The organism is Streptomyces meridianus (genome assembly GCF_023703325.1).
GTDB classification, from domain to species: domain Bacteria; phylum Actinomycetota; class Actinomycetes; order Streptomycetales; family Streptomycetaceae; genus Streptomyces; species Streptomyces meridianus.
Genome location: NZ_JAMQGM010000027.1, coordinates 62,654 through 84,500, shown reverse-complemented (window position 1 = coordinate 84,500; position 21,847 = coordinate 62,654). Strand labels below are relative to the sequence as shown.

At 71.9% G+C, this 21,847-nt stretch carries 22 protein-coding genes; 11 read left to right on the top strand and 11 right to left on the bottom strand.

Annotated elements, in window-relative coordinates; all coding sequences use genetic code 11:
• Positions 1–263, bottom strand: a 263-nt coding sequence (locus tag M1E25_RS13030; protein WP_251414490.1) for a homocysteine S-methyltransferase family protein, incomplete at its 3' end; no start/stop codon positions are given.
• A gap of 245 nt (positions 264–508) precedes the next feature.
• On the opposite strand from M1E25_RS13030, the gene M1E25_RS13025 reads away from it, so the two are divergent.
• The 4 genes from M1E25_RS13025 to M1E25_RS13010 all read left to right on the top strand — a co-directional run bounded on the left by M1E25_RS13025 (position 509) and on the right by M1E25_RS13010 (position 5,494).
• Positions 509–1,273, top strand: a complete 765-nt coding sequence (locus tag M1E25_RS13025; RefSeq protein WP_251414487.1) for an IclR family transcriptional regulator — start codon at positions 509–511, stop codon at positions 1,271–1,273.
• A 228-nt stretch (positions 1,274–1,501) separates the two neighbouring features.
• Positions 1,502–2,290: an MIP/aquaporin family protein gene (locus M1E25_RS13020; protein WP_251414484.1), complete on the top strand. Its 789-nt coding sequence runs from the start codon at positions 1,502–1,504 to the stop codon at positions 2,288–2,290.
• Positions 2,291–2,327: 37 nt separating this feature from the next.
• Positions 2,328–3,875, top strand: a complete 1,548-nt coding sequence (gene glpK, locus M1E25_RS13015; protein WP_251414481.1) for a glycerol kinase GlpK — start codon at positions 2,328–2,330, stop codon at positions 3,873–3,875.
• Positions 3,876–3,883: 8 nt separating this feature from the next.
• Positions 3,884–5,494, top strand: coding sequence for a glycerol-3-phosphate dehydrogenase/oxidase (locus M1E25_RS13010; protein ID WP_251414479.1), 1,611 nt, complete (start codon positions 3,884–3,886; stop codon positions 5,492–5,494).
• Between the two features lie 111 nt (positions 5,495–5,605).
• Here the strand turns inward: M1E25_RS13010 and M1E25_RS13005 are convergent, their stop codons facing one another.
• Positions 5,606–7,261: a glycoside hydrolase family 13 protein gene (locus M1E25_RS13005; RefSeq protein ID WP_251414477.1), complete on the bottom strand. Its 1,656-nt coding sequence runs from the start codon at positions 7,259–7,261 to the stop codon at positions 5,606–5,608.
• 196 nt (positions 7,262–7,457) lie between these two features.
• Between M1E25_RS13005 and M1E25_RS13000 the strand changes: the two genes are divergently transcribed.
• On the top strand, positions 7,458–8,486 hold the full coding sequence (locus tag M1E25_RS13000; protein WP_251414475.1) for a PAC2 family protein: 1,029 nt from the start codon (positions 7,458–7,460) through the stop codon (positions 8,484–8,486).
• A 72-nt stretch (positions 8,487–8,558) separates the two neighbouring features.
• Complete coding sequence (locus tag M1E25_RS12995) at positions 8,559–9,011, top strand: NUDIX hydrolase (protein WP_251414509.1); 453 nt, start codon at positions 8,559–8,561, stop codon at positions 9,009–9,011.
• Between the two features lie 48 nt (positions 9,012–9,059).
• Here M1E25_RS12995 and mshC read toward each other — a convergent pair whose 3' ends face one another.
• The 4 genes from mshC to M1E25_RS12975 all read right to left on the bottom strand — a co-directional run bounded on the left by mshC (position 9,060) and on the right by M1E25_RS12975 (position 12,607).
• Complete coding sequence (gene mshC / locus M1E25_RS12990; protein ID WP_251414472.1) at positions 9,060–10,289, bottom strand: cysteine--1-D-myo-inosityl 2-amino-2-deoxy-alpha-D-glucopyranoside ligase; 1,230 nt, start codon at positions 10,287–10,289, stop codon at positions 9,060–9,062.
• A 128-nt stretch (positions 10,290–10,417) separates the two neighbouring features.
• Entirely contained in the window at positions 10,418–11,269 is an 852-nt protein-coding gene (locus M1E25_RS12985; protein WP_251414470.1) for an SCO1664 family protein, read from the bottom strand.
• On the bottom strand, positions 11,233–11,823 hold the full coding sequence (locus M1E25_RS12980) for a DUF3090 domain-containing protein (RefSeq protein ID WP_251414468.1): 591 nt from the start codon (positions 11,821–11,823) through the stop codon (positions 11,233–11,235). The genes M1E25_RS12985 and M1E25_RS12980 overlap by 37 nt, the downstream gene beginning before the upstream one ends.
• A gap of 82 nt (positions 11,824–11,905) precedes the next feature.
• Positions 11,906–12,607, bottom strand: coding sequence for a histidine phosphatase family protein (locus tag M1E25_RS12975; RefSeq protein ID WP_251414466.1), 702 nt, complete (start codon positions 12,605–12,607; stop codon positions 11,906–11,908).
• Between the two features lie 109 nt (positions 12,608–12,716).
• On the opposite strand from M1E25_RS12975, the gene corA reads away from it, so the two are divergent.
• Positions 12,717–13,706 (top strand): magnesium/cobalt transporter CorA, encoded by a 990-nt coding sequence (gene corA / locus M1E25_RS12970; protein WP_251414463.1) that lies wholly within the window; start codon positions 12,717–12,719, stop codon positions 13,704–13,706.
• Between the two features lie 25 nt (positions 13,707–13,731).
• Here the strand turns inward: corA and M1E25_RS12965 are convergent, their stop codons facing one another.
• The gene (locus M1E25_RS12965) at positions 13,732–14,553 is read right to left on the bottom strand and encodes a ferritin-like domain-containing protein (protein WP_251414460.1); all 822 of its coding nucleotides are present in this window, start codon (positions 14,551–14,553) and stop codon (positions 13,732–13,734) included.
• A gap of 281 nt (positions 14,554–14,834) precedes the next feature.
• Here M1E25_RS12965 and M1E25_RS12960 point away from each other — a divergent pair, with 281 nt between their 5' ends.
• Positions 14,835–15,458, top strand: a complete 624-nt coding sequence (locus tag M1E25_RS12960; RefSeq protein ID WP_251414458.1) for a hypothetical protein — start codon at positions 14,835–14,837, stop codon at positions 15,456–15,458.
• 83 nt (positions 15,459–15,541) lie between these two features.
• Here the strand turns inward: M1E25_RS12960 and M1E25_RS12955 are convergent, their stop codons facing one another.
• The gene (locus tag M1E25_RS12955) at positions 15,542–16,591 is read right to left on the bottom strand and encodes an LLM class F420-dependent oxidoreductase (RefSeq protein WP_251414455.1); all 1,050 of its coding nucleotides are present in this window, start codon (positions 16,589–16,591) and stop codon (positions 15,542–15,544) included.
• Positions 16,592–16,716: 125 nt separating this feature from the next.
• Between M1E25_RS12955 and M1E25_RS12950 the strand changes: the two genes are divergently transcribed.
• Positions 16,717–17,703 (top strand): aldo/keto reductase, encoded by a 987-nt coding sequence (locus M1E25_RS12950; protein ID WP_251414452.1) that lies wholly within the window; start codon positions 16,717–16,719, stop codon positions 17,701–17,703.
• Complete coding sequence (locus M1E25_RS12945) at positions 17,700–19,748, top strand: helix-hairpin-helix domain-containing protein (protein WP_372500712.1); 2,049 nt, start codon at positions 17,700–17,702, stop codon at positions 19,746–19,748. Before M1E25_RS12950 ends, M1E25_RS12945 begins: the two co-directional genes overlap by 4 nt.
• A gap of 18 nt (positions 19,749–19,766) precedes the next feature.
• Here the strand turns inward: M1E25_RS12945 and M1E25_RS12940 are convergent, their stop codons facing one another.
• Positions 19,767–20,411 (bottom strand): hypothetical protein, encoded by a 645-nt coding sequence (locus M1E25_RS12940; RefSeq protein WP_251414449.1) that lies wholly within the window; start codon positions 20,409–20,411, stop codon positions 19,767–19,769.
• Between the two features lie 47 nt (positions 20,412–20,458).
• Here M1E25_RS12940 and M1E25_RS12935 point away from each other — a divergent pair, with 47 nt between their 5' ends.
• Complete coding sequence (locus M1E25_RS12935) at positions 20,459–20,647, top strand: DUF5703 family protein (protein WP_251414447.1); 189 nt, start codon at positions 20,459–20,461, stop codon at positions 20,645–20,647.
• 94 nt (positions 20,648–20,741) lie between these two features.
• Here the strand turns inward: M1E25_RS12935 and M1E25_RS12930 are convergent, their stop codons facing one another.
• Positions 20,742–21,404, bottom strand: a complete 663-nt coding sequence (locus M1E25_RS12930) for a chaplin (protein WP_251414444.1) — start codon at positions 21,402–21,404, stop codon at positions 20,742–20,744.
• 134 nt (positions 21,405–21,538) lie between these two features.
• Positions 21,539–21,772 (bottom strand): chaplin, encoded by a 234-nt coding sequence (locus M1E25_RS12925; protein WP_251414441.1) that lies wholly within the window; start codon positions 21,770–21,772, stop codon positions 21,539–21,541.
• Between the last annotated feature and the right edge of the window lie 75 nt (positions 21,773–21,847).

Sequence of the window (21,847 nt, the reverse complement as noted above, 5' to 3'; positions counted from 1 at the left end):
AGGTTCGCACCGAAGGTGTTGGTCTCCACGCAGTCCACGCCGACCGCGAAGTACTCCTCGTGCACCGAGCGCACGATGTCCGGCCGCGTCACGTTCAGCACCTCGTTGCAGCCTTCCAACTGCTCGAAGTCCTCCAGCGACGGCTCCTGGGCCTGCAGCATGGTGCCCATCCCGCCGTCGGCCACCACCACCCGCGAGGCCAGTGCCTCACGCAGTGCTCGGACACGGTCGGTAACGGTCGAAGGTGGCTCGTACGAGGCCATGGAGTTGCTCCCTGGGGTGCGACGGCTGTCGGCTTTGCACCCCCTGCCACGGAGGGCGCACCCGGCCAGCGTAACTGTCCGGAGCGCGGCCGCTCATTGTGTTCCACGAGGCGGACAGGGGCTCCGGGGCCTGTGACGCCTGTGCGACACCGGTCACGCGTGCGGCGACGCTGTGCTACCGCGAGGTCGGCAAAGGCCGATAGTGTTCAGCATTGTCGACCCGTGCGTGAGGGAGGAAGGCAGGGATGACACGGAACATCCAGTCGCTGGAGCGCGCCGCAGCGATGCTGCGCCTGCTCGCGGGCGGCGAGCGCCGGCTCGGCCTGTCGGACATCGCCTCCGCACTGGGACTGGCGAAGGGCACGGCGCACGGCATCCTGCGCACGCTCCAGCAGGAGGGCTTCGTCGAACAGGACCCCGCCTCGGGGCGCTACCAACTCGGTGCGGAGCTGCTCCGGCTGGGCAACAGCTACCTGGACGTGCACGAGCTGCGCGCCCGGGCCCTGGTCTGGACGGACGATCTGGCCCGGTCCAGCGGCGAGAGCGTCTATCTGGGGGTGCTCCACAAGCGCGGGGTGCTCGTGGTCCACCACGTCTTCCGGCCGGACGACAGCCGCCAGGTGCTCGAGGTGGGCGCCATGCATCCACTGCACAGCACAGCCCTGGGCAAGGTCCTCTCGGCGTACGACCCGGTCGCCCACAGCGAGGTGGCCGAGGGGGAACTGGAAGCCTTCACCGGCCGGACCGTCACCGACCCGGAGGACTTCGAGCGCGTTCTGGAGCTCACCCGGGCCCGCGGCTGGGCGGCGGACGTGGAGGAGACCTGGGAGGGCGTGGCCTCCGTCGCCGCGCCCGTCCACGACCGACGGCGGATGCCGGTCGGCGCGGTCGCCGTCACGGGGGCGGTCGAGCGCGTCTGTGAGGGCGGGGAGCTCCGTCAGCACTTGGTGGCTGCGGTGCGCGACTGCGCGCGCTCGGTCTCCCGCGATCTGGGCGCCGGGCGCTTCTGACCCGGGCGGCGCGCGCCCGGAGCACCTTTCCCGACCCGGAGCCTTGACGGCTTGCGGGCTGTGAAGAAAACTGCCGTGCACTGGTCGGCATTGCCGAACATCGAACGATATTAGTTCGCTATGGTGTTCGAGCCTGTGGACCGGTGCCACAGCCCTCACCGAGGGCGCGGGTCATCGCGGAAATCCGTTGGCCCGCCTTCCCCTGGACGAAGGACAAAGGAGTCGCGGGTGTCCAGCTCCGACATCTTCATCGGCGAGACCATCGGGACCGCCGTACTCATCCTGCTCGGCGGCGGCGTGTGTGCCGCCGTGACCCTGAAGCGCTCCAAGGCGCTCAACGCCGGCTGGCTCGCCATCACCCTCGGCTGGGGTTTCGCCGTTCTCACCGGCGCCTACATATCGGGGGGCGTCTCCGGCGCGCACCTCAATCCGGCCGTGACGATCGGCCTGGCCGTCCAGGGCACCACGCCCTGGGCGGACGTACCGCTCTACTTCGTCTCGCAGCTCTTCGGAGCCATGATCGGCGCCGTGCTGGTCTGGGCCTCCTACTACGGCCATTTCCAGGCGCACCTCACCGATCCGGAGATCACCGGCGCCACCACCGGCCAGGAGGGCATGATCGACAAGGCCTCGGCACCGGCTGCCGGACCGGTGCTCGGCATCTTCTCCACCGGCCCGGAGATCCGGAACACGGTGCAGAACCTGGTCACCGAGGTGATCGCCACCACCGTGCTCGTGCTCGCCATCCTCACCCTCGGTCTGACCAAGGGCGTCGGTGTCTCCGGCATCGGCGCGCTTCTCGTCGCCCTCGTCGTCGTGGGCATCGGCCTGTCGCTCGGCGGGCCCACCGGCTACGCCATCAATCCGGTGCGCGACCTCGGCCCGCGGATCGTCCACGCCCTCCTGCCGCTGCCCAACAAGGGCGGCTCCGACTGGGGTTATGCCTGGATCCCGGTGGTGGGCCCCCTCCTCGGCGGCCTCGTCGCAGGTGGCCTGTACCAGCTCGCGTTCGCCTGAACCGTCCCATCCGCCGCAGATCACCCAGGAGCACACCGTGACCGACGAGAACACCTTCGGCACCTCCTCCCATGGCCACGGCCCGTTCATCGCGGCCATCGACCAGGGGACCACCTCCAGTCGCTGCATCGTCTTCGACAACGACGGACGGATCGTCGCCGTCGACCAGAAGGAACACGAGCAGATCTTCCCGAAGCCCGGCTGGGTCGAGCACGACGCCGCGGAGATCTGGACGAACGTCCAGCAGGTCGTCGACGGGGCGGTGGCCAAGGCCGGCATCACGGCCGCCGACGTCAAGGCGATCGGCATCACGAACCAGCGCGAAACCACGCTGCTGTGGGACAGGGCCACGGGCGAGCCCGTGCACAACGCCCTCGTCTGGCAGGACACCCGCACGGACGCGCTCTGCCGCGAACTCGGCCGCAACGTCGGCCAGGACCGGTTCCGCCGGGAGACCGGGCTCCCCCTCGCGTCCTACTTCGCGGGCCCGAAGATCCGCTGGCTGCTGGACAACGTCGAGGGCCTGCGGGAGCGGGCGGAGGCCGGCGAGATCCTCTTCGGCACGATGGACTCCTGGGTCATCTGGAACCTCACGGGCGGCCCCGACGGCGGGGTGCACGTCACCGACGTCACGAACGCCTCGCGCACCATGCTGATGAACCTCCACACGCTCGACTGGGACGAGAAGATCCTCTCCTCGATGGGCGTTCCGGCAGCCGTGCTCCCCGAGATCCGCTCCTCCGCCGAGGTCTACGGCACCGCGCGGAGCGGATCGCTCGAGGGCGTGCCCGTCGCCTCCGCGCTCGGCGACCAGCAGGCCGCCCTGTTCGGCCAGACCTGCTTCGGCGAGGGCGAGGCCAAGTCGACCTACGGCACCGGCACCTTCCTGCTGATGAACACCGGCGGCAAGCCCGTCAACTCCTACAACGGGCTGCTCACCACGGTCGGTTACCGCATCGGCGACCAGGCGCCGGTGTACGCGCTGGAGGGGTCCATCGCGGTGACCGGCTCGCTCGTTCAGTGGATGCGCGACCAGATGGGTCTGATCAACAGCGCCGCCGAGATCGAGACGCTCGCCAGCTCTGTCGAGGACAACGGCGGGGCCTACTTCGTGCCGGCCTTCTCCGGTCTGTTCGCCCCGTACTGGCGAGACGACGCCCGCGGTGTGATCGCCGGCCTCACCCGCTACGTCACCAAGGCACACATCGCCCGCGCCGTGCTCGAGGCCACGGCCTGGCAGACCCGCGAGATCGTCGACGCGATGACGAAGGACTCCGGGGTGGAGCTGACGGCCCTCAAGGTCGATGGCGGCATGACCTCCAACAACCTGCTGATGCAGACCCTTTCGGATGTTCTGGACGCGCCGGTGGTGCGTCCGATGGTGGCCGAGACCACCTGTCTGGGCGCCGCCTACGCGGCAGGCCTGGCCGTCGGCTACTGGCCGGACACGGAAGCGCTGCGCGCCAACTGGCGCCGGGCCGCCGAGTGGACGCCCCGGATGCCGGCGGACGACCGCGACCGCGAATACAAGAACTGGCTCAAAGCCGTGGAGCGGACCATGGGCTGGATCGAGGACAAGGAGTAAGGAGCAGCATGAACACCCTGCAGAGCGTCCCGACCACGCTCGGGACGCACCCGGCCGGCGGCCGTGCTCCCGGCCGCGCCGAAACCCGGGAACAGCTGGCCAAGGCCACGTACGACCTCCTGGTGATCGGCGGCGGGATCCTGGGCACCTCGGTTGCCTGGCACGCCGCGCAGTCCGGGCTGCGGGTGGCGATGGTGGACGCCGGCGACTTCGCCGGCGCCACCTCATCCGCCTCGTCGAAGCTGGTGCACGGCGGTCTGCGCTACCTGCAGACGGGTGCCGTCCGGCTGGTGGCGGAGAACCATCACGAGCGCCGGGTGCTCGCCAAGGACGTGGCGCCGCACCTGGTCAACCCGCTCGCCTTTCATCTGCCGGTCTACAAGAGCGGCCCGCACGGCGCGGCCAAACTCGGGGCCGGCGTGTTCGCGTACTCGATGCTGTCGGCGTTCGGCGACGGTGTCGGACGCGTCATCTCCCCTGGCAGGGCGGCCGCCGCCAACCCCGCCCTGCGTACCGAGGGCCTCAAGGCGGTGGCGGTGTACGGCGACCACCAGATGAACGACTCGCGTGTGGCGGTGATGACCGTCCGGGCGGCGGCCGAGTCCGGCGCCGCGGTGCTCAACCACGCCGAGGTCACGGGGCTGCGCTTCACTCAGGGCCGGGTCACGGGCGCGGAGCTGCGCGACCGGCTCGACGGAAGCGAGTTCGGCGTCGACGCACGGCTGGTGCTCAATGCCACCGGCCCCTGGGTGGACCGTCTGCGCAGGATGGAGGACAAGCACGCGGCCCCCAGCATCCGCCTGTCGAAGGGCGCGCACATCGTGCTGAAACGCACGGTGCCGTGGAAGGCCGCCATGGCCACCCCGATCGACAAGTACCGCATCACGTTCGCGCTGCCGTGGGAGGACCAGCTGCTGCTGGGCACCACCGACGAGGCGTACGAGGGCGACCCCGCGGACGTACGGGCCACCGAGGCCGACATCCGGCAGATCCTGGACGAGGCCGCGTTCTCGGTGCGCGACGAGCACCTGTCCCGCGATCTGATGACCTACGCGTTCGCCGGCCTGCGGGTGCTGCCCGGCGGCCCCGGCGGAGTCGAGTCGGCGAAGCGGGAGACGGTGGTCACCGAGGGCCGCGGCGGCATGCTGTCGGTCGCCGGCGGCAAGTGGACGACGTACCGTCACATCGGCCGGACGGTGATGGGCAAGCTCGCCTCCCTGCCCGGAGGTGCGCTCGCCGACGACATGGAGCCCGTCTCGCATCTGCCCCGGCGGGTCCCGCTGCCCGGCCTCGCCAACCCCAACGCGGTGGCGCACCGGCTGCTGGTGGACCGCGAACCGGGGGTCCGCATGGATCCGCTGACGATCCGTCAATTGGCCACGCACTACGGCTCGCTGGCCTTCGACATCGCGCGGCTGGTCAACGAGGACCCCTCACTCGGCGAGCGGATCCACCCCGACGGCCCCGAGATCTGGGCCCAGGTGGTTTACGCCCGGGACCACGAGTGGGCCGAGACGGCGGACGACGTGCTGCGCCGCCGGACGACCCTGACGGTGCGGGGCCTGGACACCGAGGACGTCCGCAGCCGCGTGGAGCGGACACTCGCCGAGCGGCGCTGAACCGAAACCCGGCTGCACCGGGCAGCGGCGAGACGAGCAGAACACCCGGCGGACCGGGAGGGCCACAAGGCTCCTCCCGACCGCCCCGGCACTGCTCAGCCGCTCCGTCGCTCAGTCCGTGGGCCGGGTGTGCTCGAGCCAGACCGCGGTCTCGGGCGGGAGCATCCCGTCGACGAGCTCCTCGCCGGCCAGCAGCACCTTCCCGTCGGGGAGCGGCAGCGGGGTTCCCGAGAAGTTCACCCGGCACTCGAGCCCGCCGCCCTTGACGAACGCGAGCTCCCCCTCGGCGGCCGGCAGCCACGTCAGGCTCTCGTCGCCACGAAAGGTGCGGCTCAGCCCGATGGCCACGCGGTAGAGCTCCAGGAAGGAGTCCGGGCGGCCGGCCTGTGCCTCGACCGCGTGCTCTCCCCACCCGTCCGGCTGCGGCAGCCAGCTGCCCGAGGGACCGAAGCCGTACGAAGACCCGGAGCGGGTCCACGGCAGCGGGACACGGCAGCCGTCGCGTCCCTTCAGGGCGTGCCCGGTCCGCTCCCACATCGGGTCTCGCAGCGCGGCGGCGGGCAGATCGGCCACCTCGGGGAGGCCGAGCTCCTCGCCCTGATAGAGGTACGTCGTACCGGGCAGGGCGAGGGTCAGCAGGACGGCGGCCCGGGCGCGGCGGCGGCCGAGCTCCTCGTCGGGGGCGGGTTCACGGCCGTCGGTGAGCAGCCAGGCGGCGGTGTCGGTGCCGGCGGGCAGGCCGTAGCGGGTGCGGTGGCGGACCACGTCGTGGTTGGAGAGCACCCACGTGGGCAGGGCGCCGACGGACCGCGCGCCGTCGAGGGAAACGTCGATGACCCGGCGGAAGGACTCCGCGTCCCAGGGGCAGCGCAGGTGGAAGAAGTTGAACGCCTGGTGCAGCTCGTCCGGCCGGGTGTAGAGAGGGAGACGGGCAGCGCTGACGCCGGCCTCGGCCACGGTGATCCGGGGCGGGTCGTACTCGTCGGTGATCTTCCGCCAGGTGCGGTAGATCTCATGCACCTCGTCGCGGTCCCAGAAGGGGTGGTCGTCGCCCTCCGGCGGCGAGTTGAGGGGGGCCGCGTCGCTGCCGCGGGTGTCGCGCAGCGGAAGGGCGAGGTCCTTGCGCAGGCCGTGTGCCACGTCGATACGGAAGCCGTCGACACCGAGCTCGAGCCAGAACCGGAGGGTCTCCTCGAAGTCTGCGGCGACCTCGGGGTTCTCCCAGTTCAGGTCGGGCTGTTCGGCGGCGAAGATGTGCATGTACCACTGGCCGTCGGGGACACGGGTCCATGCGCCGCCGCCGAACTTCGACTGCCAGTCCGCGGGCGGCTCACTGCCGTCGGGGCCCTTGCCGTCCCGGAAGACGAAGCGGTCACGCGCGGCGGAGCCGGGCCCCGCGGCGAGGGCCTCCTGGAACCAGGGGTGCCGGTCGGAACAGTGGTTGGGGACGACGTCGATGATGATCTTGAGGCCCAGTTCCCGGGCACGCCCGGTGAGGGCCCGGAAGTCGTCGAGCGTGCCGTGGCGGGGGTCGACCTCCCGGTAGTCGGAGACGTCGTATCCGCCGTCGGCCCAGGGCGAGGGGTAGAACGGGGTGAGCCACAATGCGTCGACCCCGAGTCCGGCGAGGTGGTCCAGGCGGTCGGCTATGCCGCGCAGGTCGCCGATGCCGTCGCCGTCGGCGTCGGCGAAGCTGGGGACGTACACCTGGTAGACGACGGACTCCCGCCACCAGTCGGAGCCGGCCGGGGGCTGGTGCTGTGTCACGTGTGCCTCTCGTCGCGGGTGGTCCGGGGATGGTAGTTGCCGCCTCCGTGGCCAGGAATCGGTCCCCCGTTGCCGGGTGCCTCCTGTCGGACATCGGGTGATCGGGGCACCCGCGAGCCCGTAGGCTGGGAGACGCACGTACAGGGAACGGTTCCGGCGGGGGTTTCGACCGCTGCCGGTCGGAAGGAGGCGCTGGGTGATCGAGCTCGAGGGGGTTCCCGAGCTGATCGACCCGGTCATGGTGGCCGCATTCGAGGGCTGGAACGACGCCGGTGACGCCGCCTCCGCCGCGGTCGCGCACCTGGACCGGGAGTGGAAGGGCGAGGTGTTCGCCGCGCTCGACGCCGAGGACTACTACGACTTCCAGGTCAACCGTCCGACCGTGTGGCTGGACGAGGGTGTCCGCAAGGTGACCTGGCCGACGACCCGGCTCTCCGTGGTGCGGATCGGCGCCGGCAAGCCGCGCGACCTGGTGCTGGTCCGGGGGACCGAACCCAGCATGCGCTGGCGGTCGTTCTGCAACGAGATCCTCGGATTCGCGCACGAGCTGGGCGTGGAGATGGTGGTCATCCTGGGCGCGCTGCTGGGCGACACCCCGCACACCCGTCCGGTGCCGGTCACCGGCATCACCTCGGATGCGGACCTGGCCCGGACCATGGACCTCGAGGAGAGCCGCTACGAGGGCCCGACCGGGATCGTGGGCATCCTCCAGGAAGCATGCACCCACGCGGGTGTGCCCGCGGTGAGCCTGTGGGCCGCGGTCCCGCACTACGTCTCCCAGCCGCCGAACCCCAAGGCGACCCTGGCCCTGCTCAACCGCCTCGAGGACCTGCTGGGCATCCGGATCCCGCACGGCGAGCTCAACGAGGACGCCCGGGCATGGCAGCTCGGCGTCGACCAGCTGGCCGCCGAGGACAGCGACGTGGCCGAGTACGTCCAGTCGCTCGAGGAGGCGCGGGACACCGCTGATCTCCCGGAGGCGTCAGGGGAGGCCATCGCCCGCGAGTTCGAGCGCTATCTGCGGCGTCGTGACGGTCAGCCGGGGCACGCGGCCGGCGGCCGTGCCACCGAGGGCCCGGCGGCGGACGGCCGCGAGGGCGGCCCCTACCTGCGGGACACCTCCGGTGGCCGGAACCGGCCGTCGAAGCCCCCGGCAGCGGACGGCGAGGACGGTGCGGACGGCCGGGGCCCCTCCTCGGGGCCTTCCGACCGGGAGGACGACTGAGGCGTGGCCGACGGAACCTCTTGGGAGGACGACTCCTGCGCCGGCCTGCCCGCCGTGGACGCGGAGGTCCGGATGCCGGAGCCCGCGGACGGCGAGCTCTGGACCGTCGGGGCGGTGATCCTCGACGCACGGGGCCACGCCTTCGCACAGCGCAGAAGCCCGGACCGGCGGCTGTTCCCCGACACCTGGGACATCGTCGGCGGGCACGTCGAGCCCGGCGAGACCCTGCTCGCAGCACTCGCCCGCGAGATCACCGAGGAAACCGGCTGGCGACTGAGCCGGGTGCGCCGGCTGCTCGGAGTCAGCACCTGGACCGGGGACGACGGGTTGGGGCAGCGGCACGAGGCCGACTTCCTCATCGACGTGGCCGGTGACCTGGACCGCCCTCAACTGGAGTGGGCGAAGCACTCGGACTTCGGCTGGTTCGGGCCCGGGGACCTGCACCGGCTCAGGGAGAACCGTGCGCCCGGTGAATGCCTGATCCACGACCTCGTCGCGGACGTGCTGTCCGCCGGCCGGGGCTGACAGCAGGAGGGGCGCCTCCCCCGCTGGGGGAAGCGCCCCCGGGTCGTCTCAGAGCGCCACGCCGAGCAGGGCGTCCACCGCACGGGAGACGAGTCCCGGCGCGCTCTCGTCCCTCCCGCCGGCGGACTCCTGGTCCGCGGCCCAGCGGTCGACGGCGGCCAGCGCCGCGGGCGCGTCGAGGTCGTGGGCCAGCGCCGCACGGATCTCCTCGACGAGGGCGTCGGCGGGCGGGCCGTCGGGGCGTGACACCGCGGCACGCCAGCGGGCCAGACGTGCGACCGCCTCGTCCAGGACCGCGTCGGTCCACTCCCAGTCCGAGCGGTAGTGGTGGGCGAGGAGCGCCAGCCGGATCGCCGCCGGGTCGACTCCCTCCCGGCGCAGCGCCGAGACGAAGACCAGGTTGCCCTTCGACTTCGACATCTTCTCGCCGTGCAGGGCGACCATGCCTGCATGGACGTACGCCTGCGCGAACGGATGCCGTCCGGTGAGGACTTGGGCATGCGAGGCGCCCATCTCGTGGTGGGGGAAGGCGAGATCGGAGCCGCCACCCTGCACGTCGAAGCCCATACCGAGGTGTTCGAGGGCGATGGCGACGCATTCGATGTGCCAGCCCGGACGTCCCCGGCCGAGCGAGCCGCCGTCCCAGCTCGGCTCGCCCTCCCGGGCGGCCATCCAGAGCATCGGGTCGAGGGCGTTCTTCTTGCCGGGGCGTTCGGGGTCTCCCCCGCGTTCGGCGGACAGCTGCCACATCGTCTGCGCGTCCAGCCCGGAGACCTCGCCGAAGGCCGGGTCCGACTCCACCGAGAAGTAGATGTCGCCCTCGAGTTCGTAGGCGGCGCCTGCGTCGCGGAGCTGCTCGACCAGCGGCACGATCGCCGGTATCGACTCCACCGCGCCGGTGAAGTGACGGGGCGGCAGCATGCGCAGCGCCGTCATGTCCTCACGGAAGAGGGTGGTCTCGCGCTCCGCGAGTGCGGTCCAGTCCTCGCCGGTGACGCCGGCCCGCTCGAGCAGCGGATCGTCGATGTCGGTCACGTTCTGTACGTAGTGGACCTGCCGCTGTGTGTCGAGCCACACGCGCTGGACGAGGTCGAACGCGTTGTAGGTCGCCGCGTGCCCCAGGTGCGTGGCGTCGTACGGCGTGATGCCGCATACGTAGATGCGGGCGACGGGACCGGGCGTGAGGGTGACCAACCCTCCGGTCGCGGTGTCGTGGATCCGGAGGTCACGGCCCCGGCCGGGCAGGGCGGGAACCTCGGAGGCGGGCCAGGCATGCATGCCCTGAGCCTAACCGGAGGCGGGTGACGGACACGAACCGGAGGGAAGCGGTTGTCCGGTTGTGCGGCCTTGCGCGGACGGCCGGTCCGTGCATCGCCCCGGGGGGCCGCTGCCGGCGGCCGTGGGCGTCAGACCGGGGGCCAGGGAATGGCCGGCCACTTCCCCCCGGGCTCCGGGTGTCTGCCGGTCTCCAGGAGCCGGGTGACGCGGCCCCGTACGGCGGCCACCTCGGCTTGGGTGAGCAGCTCCCCCAGCCGCCCGGCCAGCGTGCCGCCGGGCAGAAGCCCCGTCTCGAGCCGGTGCAGGGCCGCGACGGCCTCCTCGGGCAGCGGTTCACCGGCCCAGCCCCACAGCAGCGTGCGGAGCTTGTCCTCGGCGTGGAAACTCACCCCGTGATCGATCGCGTACAGTGCGCCGTCGTCGGCCGGGAGCAGGTGGCCGCCCTTGCGGTCACCGTTGTTGATCACCGCGTCCAGGACGGCCAGCCGTCGCAGCCGCAGGTCGTCCGCATGCACGAGCAGAGCGGTGCGCCCCGCCCCGATGTCGGCGAACCCGACGGCTTTCCAGCCCTCCGACGGCTCCTCGTCCTCCACGAGTGCGAGCAGTTCGGCGTCCGGGTCGGCCGCGATCCACAGCTGGCACATCCCCGTGCCGTACGGCCCGTCGCGCAGCACCGTCGGCGGCACCAGATCCCAGCCGCAGGCGCGGGAGACCTCGAAGGCGGCCACCTCGCGCTGGGCGAGGGTGCCGTCGGGAAAGTCCCAGAGCGGCTGTTCACCGGCGACCGGCTTGTAGACGCAGGGGACCTCGCTTCCGTCGAGGGCGACGGTGCAGTACAGAACGGCGTTGGAGGCTTCCCGGATCGCCCCCCTGACGGTCATCTCCCCGCGTTCGAGCAGCGCGTACGCCTCGTCCGTGCTCTGCGGCACCGGTTCCGCGGACGTCATGCGTCGCGGCGGTATCCGTTCTGGCGCGGGCATACGTGTCCCTCCGGATCGAGCGGCAGGCTGCACAGCGGACACGGCGGCCGCCCGGCGTTGACCACATCGAGCGCCCGTTTGGCGAAGGCACGGGCCATCGCCCCGGTCAGCCGCACCCGCAGCATCGGCGGCCCGTTCTCGTCGTCCTGGATCAGCTGTTCCTCGGCCGCGGCGAGGTCCTCGTCCGACTCCGCCTCGAGTTCGACCAGCGCCTGAGCCTCGACGATCATGCGCTGGTCGTCGCCGTCCCAGGCGAGCGCCATGGTGCCGACGCGGAACTCCTCCTCGACCGGGGCGTCCAGGGGCGCGGTGTCGTCGATCTCGGAGGGGGCGACGGCCGGAACCGGGGCGTTACCTCCGGTGCGGCGCACCACCTCGTCCAGCAGCTCGTCGATCCGCTCGGCGAGCGCGGCGACCTGGGTCTTCTCGAGGGCCACGCTGGTCGTCCGGCCCGCGGCGGTCGCCTGGAGGAAGAAGGCCCGACGCCCAGGCAGCCCGACCGTACCGGCGATGAAACGTTCCGGAGGGTCGTAAAGGAACACCTGACGTGGCACGTCCTGCTCCATTTGCGTCGTTACGGATGTGGTCGGCGGCGGGCCGGTCGGCCTGCGGTTGCCACCCTACTGCGCACCGCGATCACGGTGCGCCCGCAGCACCGCCCACCTCCGCGTCGCCCGATGCGGTGCCCGCGGGGCCCGGCTCCGGGGCAAGACCACCGAACTCGCCGGTGTCGCCGAGGCGCAGCACGAAGGGCCGCAGCGGGGTGTAGCGGATCGCCGTGACCGAGCACGGTTCGACCGACAGCCGCTGGAAGTGGTCCAGGTGAAGACCGAGGGCGTCGGCGACGACCGACTTGATGATGTCTCCGTGGGAGCACATGAGGTAGACGGCGTCGGCGCCGTACTCGGCCTCGATCCGCGCGTTCCAGTCGCGGACCGCGTCGACCGCCCTGGCCTGCATCGCCCGCACCGACTCGCCGTCCGGGCCGGGGAACTCGGCCGCGGAGGGATGGTTCTGGACGACGGACCACAGCGGTTCGTCCGAGAGTTCGGCGAGCTTGCGCCCGGACCAGTCGCCGTAGCGGCATTCGCCGATCCGCTCGTCGGTGTGGTGGGCGAGGCCGGGCCGGGCGTCGAGCAGCGGGCGGAGGGTCTCCCGGCAGCGCTGGAGCGGGCTGGAGACCGCGGCGGCCAGCGGAAGGTCCGCCAGCCGGAAGGGGAGCGCGGCGGCCTGGGCGGCTCCGCGTTCGTCGAGGGCGACGCCCTCGGTCCAGCCCGCGAGGACTCCCGAGGTGTTGGCGGTCGAGCGGCCGTGACGGACGAGGATCAGCGTGGGCATGGGTGCCACCCTAGGGCCCCGCCCTCCGGGACGACGATGCGCCGCCGAACCGTGCGCCCGGGACGGGCAGCGGGCGCCCGGGCGTGTGCCCGTCCCGGAACCGGGCAGAATGCACCGCGTGATCGTGGACTGTGCCATCTACCGGAACGGGCGCCGCACCGAGGGCCCCGCGGACTTCTCCGATGCGCTCGACGAGGCCCGGGAGAGCGGAGACGCCTTCCTCTGGATCGGTCTGCACGAACCGACGGAGAAGGAGTTCGAGCTCGTGACCAGCGAGTTCGGGCTGCACGAGCTGGCCGTCGAGGATGCTCTGAACGCACATCAGCGGCCCAAGCTCGAGGTCTACGACGACTCGCTGTTCGTGGTGCTCAAGCCGGTCCTCTACGACGACACCCGGGACACCGTGACCGCCGGTGAGCTGATGCTGTTCGTCGGCGACTCGTTCGTGGTGACCGTCCGGCACGGGGAGGCTAATCCGCTGGCCGAGGTGCGCAAGCGGCTGGAACAGGAGCCGGAGGTGCTCCGCCAGGGCCCGACGTCGGTGCTGTACGCGGTGAGCGATGCCGTCGTCGACCATTACATCGATGTGGCGGCCGAACTGCAGGTCGACCTCGAGGAGCTCGAGGCCGAGGTGTTCGCCCCGGTTCCGGACTCCCCGAACAGCGCGGCCCGGATCTACGGGTTCAAACGCCAGGTGCTCGAGTTCAGGCGGGCCACGGGACCGCTCACCGAGCCGATGGCACGCCTTGCGGGCGCCGGCGTGCCGTACGTCCACGAGCGCTCGCAGCCGTTCTTCCGCGACGTGGCCGACCACCTCGCGCGCGCCAACGAGTCGGTCGAGGGTCTGGACCGGCTGCTGTCCGACATCCTGGCGGCCCATCTGGCGCAGATGGGCGTGCGGCAGAACGACGACATGCGCAAGATCTCGGCCTGGGCGGCGATGGCGGCGGTGCCGACCATGGTCGCCGGCATCTACGGGATGAACTTCGAGCACATGCCGGAACTCGACGAGAACTGGGGTTATCCGGCGGTGCTGATTCTGATGGCCGGCACCGTTCTGGGCCTGTACCGCCTGTTCAAGCAGCGCGGCTGGCTCTGACGGCCCCCGTTTCCGCCCGGTCGGGTCAGGCGGTCCCCGGCGCGGTCGGGGCGGCGGTCAGCGGATCGTCGTGGGCCGACGGGGCCGGACCGTCGAGGGCACCTAGCCGTTCCGGCATCTCCAGGCGCACCATCCGGTGCCATCCGGCGAACCGCTCCCGGGCGTAGGCGGCGCGGATACCGGCCGCCAGAGCCGCCGACTTGGCGGCGGGCCAGCACAGGATCCGGCCCATCCGCGCCATCACGGCGAGGCTGACGTCCCGGTGCACCCGGATCTCCGCCAGCGCGCTCTCGCGCAGGAGCCGGTGGATGGAACGGCCGTGCCCCCGTGCGGCCAGGCGCAGCAGTTCCTCGTTGCAGAAGGCGAGATGGTTGTCCTCGTCATGGGAGATCATCCGCACGGCGCGCCCCAGGTCGGGGTTGTCGCCGAGGTGCTTGCACAGCAACTGCATCTGCTCCGAGGCGCGCTGCTCGGTGACCCGGCTGTGGGCCAGGTACACCACGATGTCACGTTCGGTGAGGGGCTGTTCGCGGCGCAGCTTCTCGTGGGCCAGTCCGATGCCCCGTCGCTCGAGCAGCACCGTGTAGTCCGTGTCCGGCGGGACCTCGACGGGGTCCAGGCCGCGCTTGCGCAGCAGAGCGGTGAAGATCCGGCCGTGCTTGTCCTCGTCCGCGCCGTGCCGGACGATCTTGGGAGCCAGGGGTCGCAGGGACTGCGGCACGAGCGCCGCGATGCGGCCGTTCTCCCAGCCGCCCTGGGCCTCGCCACTGGCCGCAATGGAGCAGAAGAGCCTGAAGGACTCGTCGTGGTCGATGATCTCCTGGAACAGGCTTCCGGCCGAGAGCATCGCTGCCTCCTGTCGTGCGGGCGGACATCCGTGCACAAGGGGACACCCGTGCACAAGAAGTCAAACGGCGTTCGCGACCGGCGGCAACAGCCCCCGCCCCGGGGTGGGCCGATCGAGGGACCGCCGTACGGGCACGGTGGCGTAACCCGGTACGGCACAGTGCGTTGTGCTCCGTGACGGCCGTGGCGGGGAGGACCCCCCGAGCCCCCACCACGGCCGCAGCACCTCCCACGTCTTCGCCGCCGTCCCTGGGTAGGGTGATTCCGAGCCAGGAGGGGGTTGTGAGACGCGTGGGCATGTTCAGCAGGGCGGCACGCAGCCGGCCCGCGGTGCGGCGGCTGGGGCCGGCGGGGACCGACTGGTCTCCCTACGAGCGTCTCGACGACGCGGCACGCGCCTATTTTCTGCACGCCGATGTGGCCCTGGACGCGATCGGCGGGGTCCTGGGCCGGAACAAGATTCTGGGGTTCACCCTGGAGCGGGTGGTCGACCTGACGGAGACCGGGACGTCGGTGTGGCAGGAGGCCGCGGTGTGCGACGGCCGGCGGCTGGTGCTCTGGCACAGCGAGGAGTTGGTGGACGACGACGCGCCGGGGGGGACCGTGCTCGACTCGTCGGTGCAGGTGCTGCCGTTGAGCGCGATCCGGCACGTGGGCATGCGCACGCTCGTGGGCAAGGATCCCGCCGGGCGCCGTGTCGACCGCGGGGTGCATCTCGTGCTGGCCACGGCGACGCTGCACGAGTTGAGCCCGGTGGTCGGTGACGCCCCCGAGGCGCCGGTGACCTCCGCCCGGTTCCGCCCCGAGGCGTTCCGGTTCAGCAAGTCCCTGGAGGACGGTGGGCCGGGGCAGATCGCGCGGCTCATCGAATTCGGACGGCTGATGGGACGTCGGGTACCGGCCTGATCACGGCGATGCTCCCCGGCCGGCCGCGAACGTGCGGGGACCGGGGAGCATCGGACGCCCGGGCGCGCTCCCTGTGCGGACCGTCAGGCGAGACCGGCGAGTTCGAGGGCCTCGACTCCCGCGCGCAGCGAGGCGATGCGCTCGTCGAGGGTGAACCCGGCGGGTGCCAGCGACAGGGTGGTGACCCCGGCCTCGGCGTAGGCCTTCATGCGGTCGGCGACCCGCTCCACAGGGCCGAGCAGCGTGGTGGAGTCGATCAGCTCCCGCGGCACGGCGGCGGCGGCGCCCTCCTTGTCGCCCGAGAGGTACTTCTGCTGGATCTCCGCTGCTTCCTTCTCGTAACCCATGCGCTGCGCGAGCTTGTTGTAGAAGTTCTGCTTGGGGCTGCCCATGCCGCCGACGTAGAGGGCGGTGTAGGGGCGGAACAGGTCCGCGAGCGCGTCCACGTCGTCGCCGATGGCCATGGGCACCGTGGGCACCAGGTCGAAGCCCTCGTACTCCTTGCCGGCCTTGGCCCGGCCGGCCCGGATGTGGCTGAGGGTGGTCTCCTCGGCGTGTTCGGGGGCGAAGAAGACGAGCAGGGCGCCGTCGGCGATCTCCCCGGTCTGCTCGAGATTCTTCGGGCCGATCGCTGCGATGTAGAGCGGGATGTGCTCGCGCACCGGGTGCACGGTGAGCTTGATCGGCTTCCCGGGACCGTCGGGCAGCGGGAGCGTCCAGTGCTCGCCCTGGTGGCTGAGCCGCTCCCGCGACATGGCCTTGCGGATGATCTCGACGTACTCGCGCGTGCGGGCCAGGGGCTTGTCGAACTTGACGCCGTACCAGCCTTCCGAGACCTGCGGCCCCGAGACGCCGAGCCCGAGGCGGAAGCGCCCGCCGGAGAGCGAGTCGAGGGTGGCGGCGGTCATGGCGGTCATGGCCGGTGTGCGGGCCGGGATCTGGAAGATCCCGGAACCGACGTCGATGCGCTCCGTCTGGGCCGCCACCCAGGAGAGAACGGTGGGGGCGTCCGAGCCGTAGGCCTCTGCCGCCCAGCACACGGAGTAGCCCAGACGGTCGGCCTCCTGCGCGACCGCCAGGTTGTCCGCGTCCATGCCGGCACCCCAGTAACCGAGGTTGATCCCGAGCCGCATGCATACCCCTTACTGATCAGTAACGTCCCTGTGCCGGGGACTCTAGCGCGCATGGCGCGAATCCGGCAGGGCCGGGCTGTCCACAGGACGGCCTGTGCCGCCCTTCCGGCCAGTAATCTCGGCCCATGGAGCAGAGGCACCTGGGGCTTACGGGCCTGCGCGTTTCCCGGATCGGGCTGGGCACTCTCACCTGGGCCCGGGAGACCGATGAGCACGACGCCGCCGACCAGCTCAAGACCTTCTGGGAGGCAGGCGGCACCCTCGTCGACACCGCCGACGTGTACGCCGACGGCCTGGCCGAGCACCTGCTCGGCCGGATGATCGACGGGATGCTCCCGCGCGACGATCTGGTCATCGCGACCAAGGCGGGCAGCGTCCCGGACCCGGACCGCCGCTTCGACGGCTCGCGCGGTCACCTCCTCGCGGCGCTCGACGCCTCGCTCGAGCGCCTGGGGACCGACCACGTCGATCTGTGGCAGGTCCACGCCTTCGACCCGCGAACCCCGCTGGAGGAGACCCTGCAGGCCCTGGACATCGCCGTGAGCAGCGGCCGGGCCCGGTACGTGGGCGTCTCGAACTTCTGCGGATGGCAGCTCGCGAAGGCCGCGACCTGGCAGCTGGCCGCCCCCGGCGGCCCCCGCACCCGCCTGGCCGGTATCCAGCTCGAGTACTCCCTGCTGCAACGCGGCGTGGAGCGCGAGGTGCTGCCGGCCGCGCGGGACCTCGGCGTGGGGCTGCTGCCCTCGTCCCCGCTCGGGCGGGGGGTGCTGACCGGCAAGTACCGCCACGCCACGCCGGCGGACTCCCGGGGGGCCTCCGCGCACATGGCGGCTTTCGTGGCTCCGTACCTGGACGAGACGGCGGCCCGGATCGTCGACGCGGTGACGACGGCGGCCGACGGCCTCGCCACCACCGCCCTGGAGGTCGCGCTCGCCTGGGTCCGGGACCGCCCCGGGGTGACAGCCCCGATCGTGGGGGCCCGCACGGCGCACCAGCTCGCGGCCGCCCTGTCAGTGGAGCGTCTTACGCTTCCCGAAGAGATCCGCCGGGCACTGGACGACGTGTCCGCGCCCGTGCACCGCTATCCCGACCAGGACTGGAGCACGTTGTGAACACCGACCGCCCTGCCGGTGACGCCACTGACCGCGGGGAGGAGCCGCCCACCGGGCGCGCCGCGGCCGAGGCTCTCTCGGCAGCCGTCCGGGCCGTGGAGAGCGGGGAGCGCCCGGCGTCGTCGTTCTTCACCGAACGGCCATCGGCGGGCCCCGGCTCCTCCCGTCCCGGGCCGTCCGGTTCCGCGGGGCCGGCCGCGGACGGTCCCGCGCCCGCGGCGCGGTCTCCCCGGCCGCAGGTCCCGCGGACGGGGCTGCCGGAGGCCGAGCGGATCGCCCGCACCGCCACCGTGCGCGAGGCCCTGGCGGCCGGAGGTGCGCCGGAATCGCTGGCGGAATCCGTGGTGGCCGCGCTCGGAGAGAGCGCCGCGCAGGCGTTGCGCGAGGACCCCTGGCAGCTGCTCGGCGTTCCAGGCGTCCGGGTGGAGCAGGCCGACGGCTTCGCGCGGGCCGCGCTGGGTCCGGAGTGCGGGCCGGGGGACGAGCGCCGTACCCGGGCCCTGGTGGGGCATCTGCTCGAGCGCGCCGCGCTGGAGGGGCACACCGCGCTGGATCCGGACTCCGTCACGGCGGGCCTGGAGCGGTACGGCGTCCCGGAGCCGCCACAGGCACTGAACGACGCGATCGCGGACGGTTCGGTGCTGGTGTTCCAGGACGCCCTGGATTCCGCTGCCTCCCCGAGCGCCGCCGCGGGAGCAGTCGGCGACGAGGCGGAGGAGCGGCCTGTGCGGGTGCTGGTCGGCCTCGACCGGTACGCCCTTGCGGAGGAGAGCCTCGCGGACGGGTTCGCCCGGCTGATCAACACCTTCGAGCCCTCCTCCGAGGACGCTGCCGCCGCCTGGGAGCAGGCTGCGGCAACGGCACCCTCTGCCTCGGCGGCCGAGCTGATCCGTGCCTCGGCCTCGGCCGGACTCGTCGCGCACACCGGCGGCGAGGAGGCCCGGGCGGAGCCCGCGGCCCTCGTGGCCGCAGCCCGCGGCCTCGGGCTGCGGGCCTTCGCAGCCGCGCACACCCCGGAGGGGCGGGGACGGCTGACAGGCCTGCTCGACGGCGCCCCCACCGGCGCCGGAGACTCCGACGCCGCCGGTTCTTCCGGCGGCGCGGCGCTCACGCTGGACGGGCTTCTGTCGGGCACCGAGGGGCCCGCGCGCGACGAGGAGGGCCGACTCGCCCTCGATGTCCTCGCGGTACTGGACGCATCCCAACTCGACGTGGAACGGGCCGCCGCCCTCGCCGAGTCCCTGCCCGACGGCGCCCGGCTCGTGCTGAGCGGTGACCCGGGTGTGCTCTGGTCAGCGGGACCGGGGCGGGTGTTCGCCGACCTGCTCGCCTCCCGGGCCTGCCCGCACGTCGTCTCCCGGACCCCCGACCCCGGGCCGATCGGCGAACTGGTCTCGTCCGTCGGTGCCGGAGAGCTGCCTCAGGTCGACGCGCCCGGCAGGGAAGTGGTGATCGTGCCCGTGCGGGACGCGGGCGAAGCGGTGCACCGGACCGTCCAGCTCGTCGCCGATTCGGTGCCGCGGGCGATCGGCATCCCCGCGGACAGCACCCAGGTGATCGTCCCGGCGCACGGGGGGCCGACGGGCACACGGGCGCTGAACGCCGCTCTCAAGGAACACCTCAACCCGGGCCCGGGCCGCTTCGGCGGCTTCGATCCCGGAGACCGGGTGGCCCACACGCGCGGAACGGGACACATCGTCCCGGGCACGGTCGTCTCGGCTGACGCGGACGGCCTGCACCTGTCCTGCGACGACGGCCGGGTCGTCGTCCCGCCGGAGCAGGTCCCGGACCGCGTCCGGCACGGCTGGGCGATCACGGCACACCAGGCCGCCGGCGCACGCTGGCCGGCCGCGGTCGTCGTGGTTCCCGGGGACGCCGGTCCGCTGCTCACCCGGGCCTGGGTCTACACCGCGTTCGGCCGCGGGGAGCGGCACCTGTCCGTGGTGCACGGGGCGGATCAGCAGCTGCCCCGCGCGGTGCGGGAGACGCCCGCCCGGGAGAGGACGACCCGGCTGCGGACGCTTCTGGCACCGGCAGCCGGGTGAGCATCCGGCGGGACGTCGTCAGACGTCCTCCTCGTCGAGCCGGTCGTCGAAGACGGCGCTGACGTCGAAGCGGCACACCACGCGTTCGGGATCCGCCTCGTCGAACGGGGTGTTCAGCCACTCCCCCGGCGCGGCGGGCTCGTCCGCGGCCGCCACCCAGAGCGTGGAGTCTCCCTCCTCGAGGCCGAACTCCGCGTGTCGGGTGGCGATCTCGTCCGGCTCGAACTCGCCGAACAGGACCCCGAGGGCAGCATGCACGCTGCTGCCGACGACTGCGGAGGCGGCCTCGAGGTCGCCCTCCGCAACGGAGTCCGGGTCGAGGTCGGCCACCCGCTGGGCCTGGGCCAGCAGCCGGTGGGGTTCCACGACCGCGTAGTCGCGGCGGATCAGCACGCTGATCGCGTTCGGCTCCTCGGGCCCGGTGTAGGCGGGGAGGCCCTCATCCCCCGGGATCTCGAAGGGGGTGACCTCGTCGTGGCGGTCGTAGAGCAGTTCGTCGTACTCCTCGGCCGCCGCCGCCAGCTCGTTGAAGGCGGCGAAGACGGCCGGGTCGTCCTCGCCCGAACGTCGCTCGACCGCCTCGAGGTGGCGGTCCAGCGCGGCTTTGACCGCCTCGGCGGCGGCGCGTACCTCGGCAGCGGATGGCTGCGCAGCATCAGACATGGTGCAGACGCTATCCGTACCGGGCCACTGTCCGCACAATGGATTCGATGCCGGAATACGAATTTCGTGACGTGTACGTCCCGCGTGGGGTGTCCCGGAAGGACACCGCACGCCTGCTGACCGACCATGCCGAATACGGACACTGGGAGTTGGACCGCCTGCGGCTGCACCCCGACGGCAGCCGTCGGGTGCGGCTGCGCCGCCGGATCATCCGCCAGGTGCGCGCCACGTGGTGACTGCCGGGACTGCGCAGCCGCACACGGCATGAGAGCGGGCCCCGGACGTGTCCGGGGCCCGCTCCTGTGATCCGCGGGTCACCGCGGTTCCGCCTCAGGACCGGGAGGCCGCCCGGGAACGGCGGAACAGCACCGCACCACCCAGGACGAGCGCCGCGCCCGCGGGCAGGGCGACGCCCGTGAGCCCGGAGGAAGTGCCGGTCTCGGCCAGCTCGACCTGCTCACCGGAGGTGCCGTCCGTGTCCGGAGTGTTCGGGCTGTCGCCCTCCTCCTCGTCCCCGGGGGTCTCCGGAGAGTCCCCGCCCTGCAGCGTGGTGCCCTGGGCGCACCCGTTGTCGGCCGACAGGTTGTCGAGGGAAGCGAGGCCGATGTTGTTGCCGCAGAGGTTGACGGGCGCCTCGATCGGCAGCTGGATCACGTTGCCGGAGCCGGTCCCCTCCGACTCGTTGCTGAGACCGGTGGTGCCGGAATCGCCGGCCGTCTCGTCGGAGCCGCTGTCGCCCGCACTGCCGCCCGACCGTGTGGCGCAGTCGTTGCCGGCCGCGGGGTTGAGGGCCCCGAGGACGTTCACCGTGTTGCCACAGATGTTCACCGGCACATGTACGGGCGCCTGGACGACGTTTCCGGTGAGGAGGCCCGACGCTTCCTCGGTGAGCCCCTTGGCGCCCGCATCCGCGTGCGCGTAACCACCGGTGATGGCGAGCATTCCGCTCGCGGCCGCAACGGTGATCAGGCCTTTTCTTGCGACCTGTCGCATAGCTTTCTTCCCCTGCCTAAATTTCAGGAATGCTCGCGGGCTAACTGCCCGGTAGCCAATTCCACGTGACCCCGGAATGCCTCTGGCACCCCGGGGCCACGCGGGATCACACCCTCATGGGCTGTGTCACAACATCACTTCGTGCTGCACGTGTTGCCGAAGGAGGGATTGAGAGCACCGATCACGGAGACCGAGTCGCCGCACACGTTCAGCGGAACATGCACCGGCGCCTGGACGACGTTGCCCGACGCGGTCCCGGAGGAATGCGCGGAGGCACCCCTGGCAGCAGACTCGGCGACGGCTGTACCCGCAGCGGCGAGCACGAGACCGCCGACGACCGCCGTGGCGGCCACGACCTGCTGGATCATTCTTCCTCCTTGTGGCAGAACGGGCCCTTGGCGAAAGGCCCACACAGGCTGCAACGAGAGGGGGAGAGATTGGGC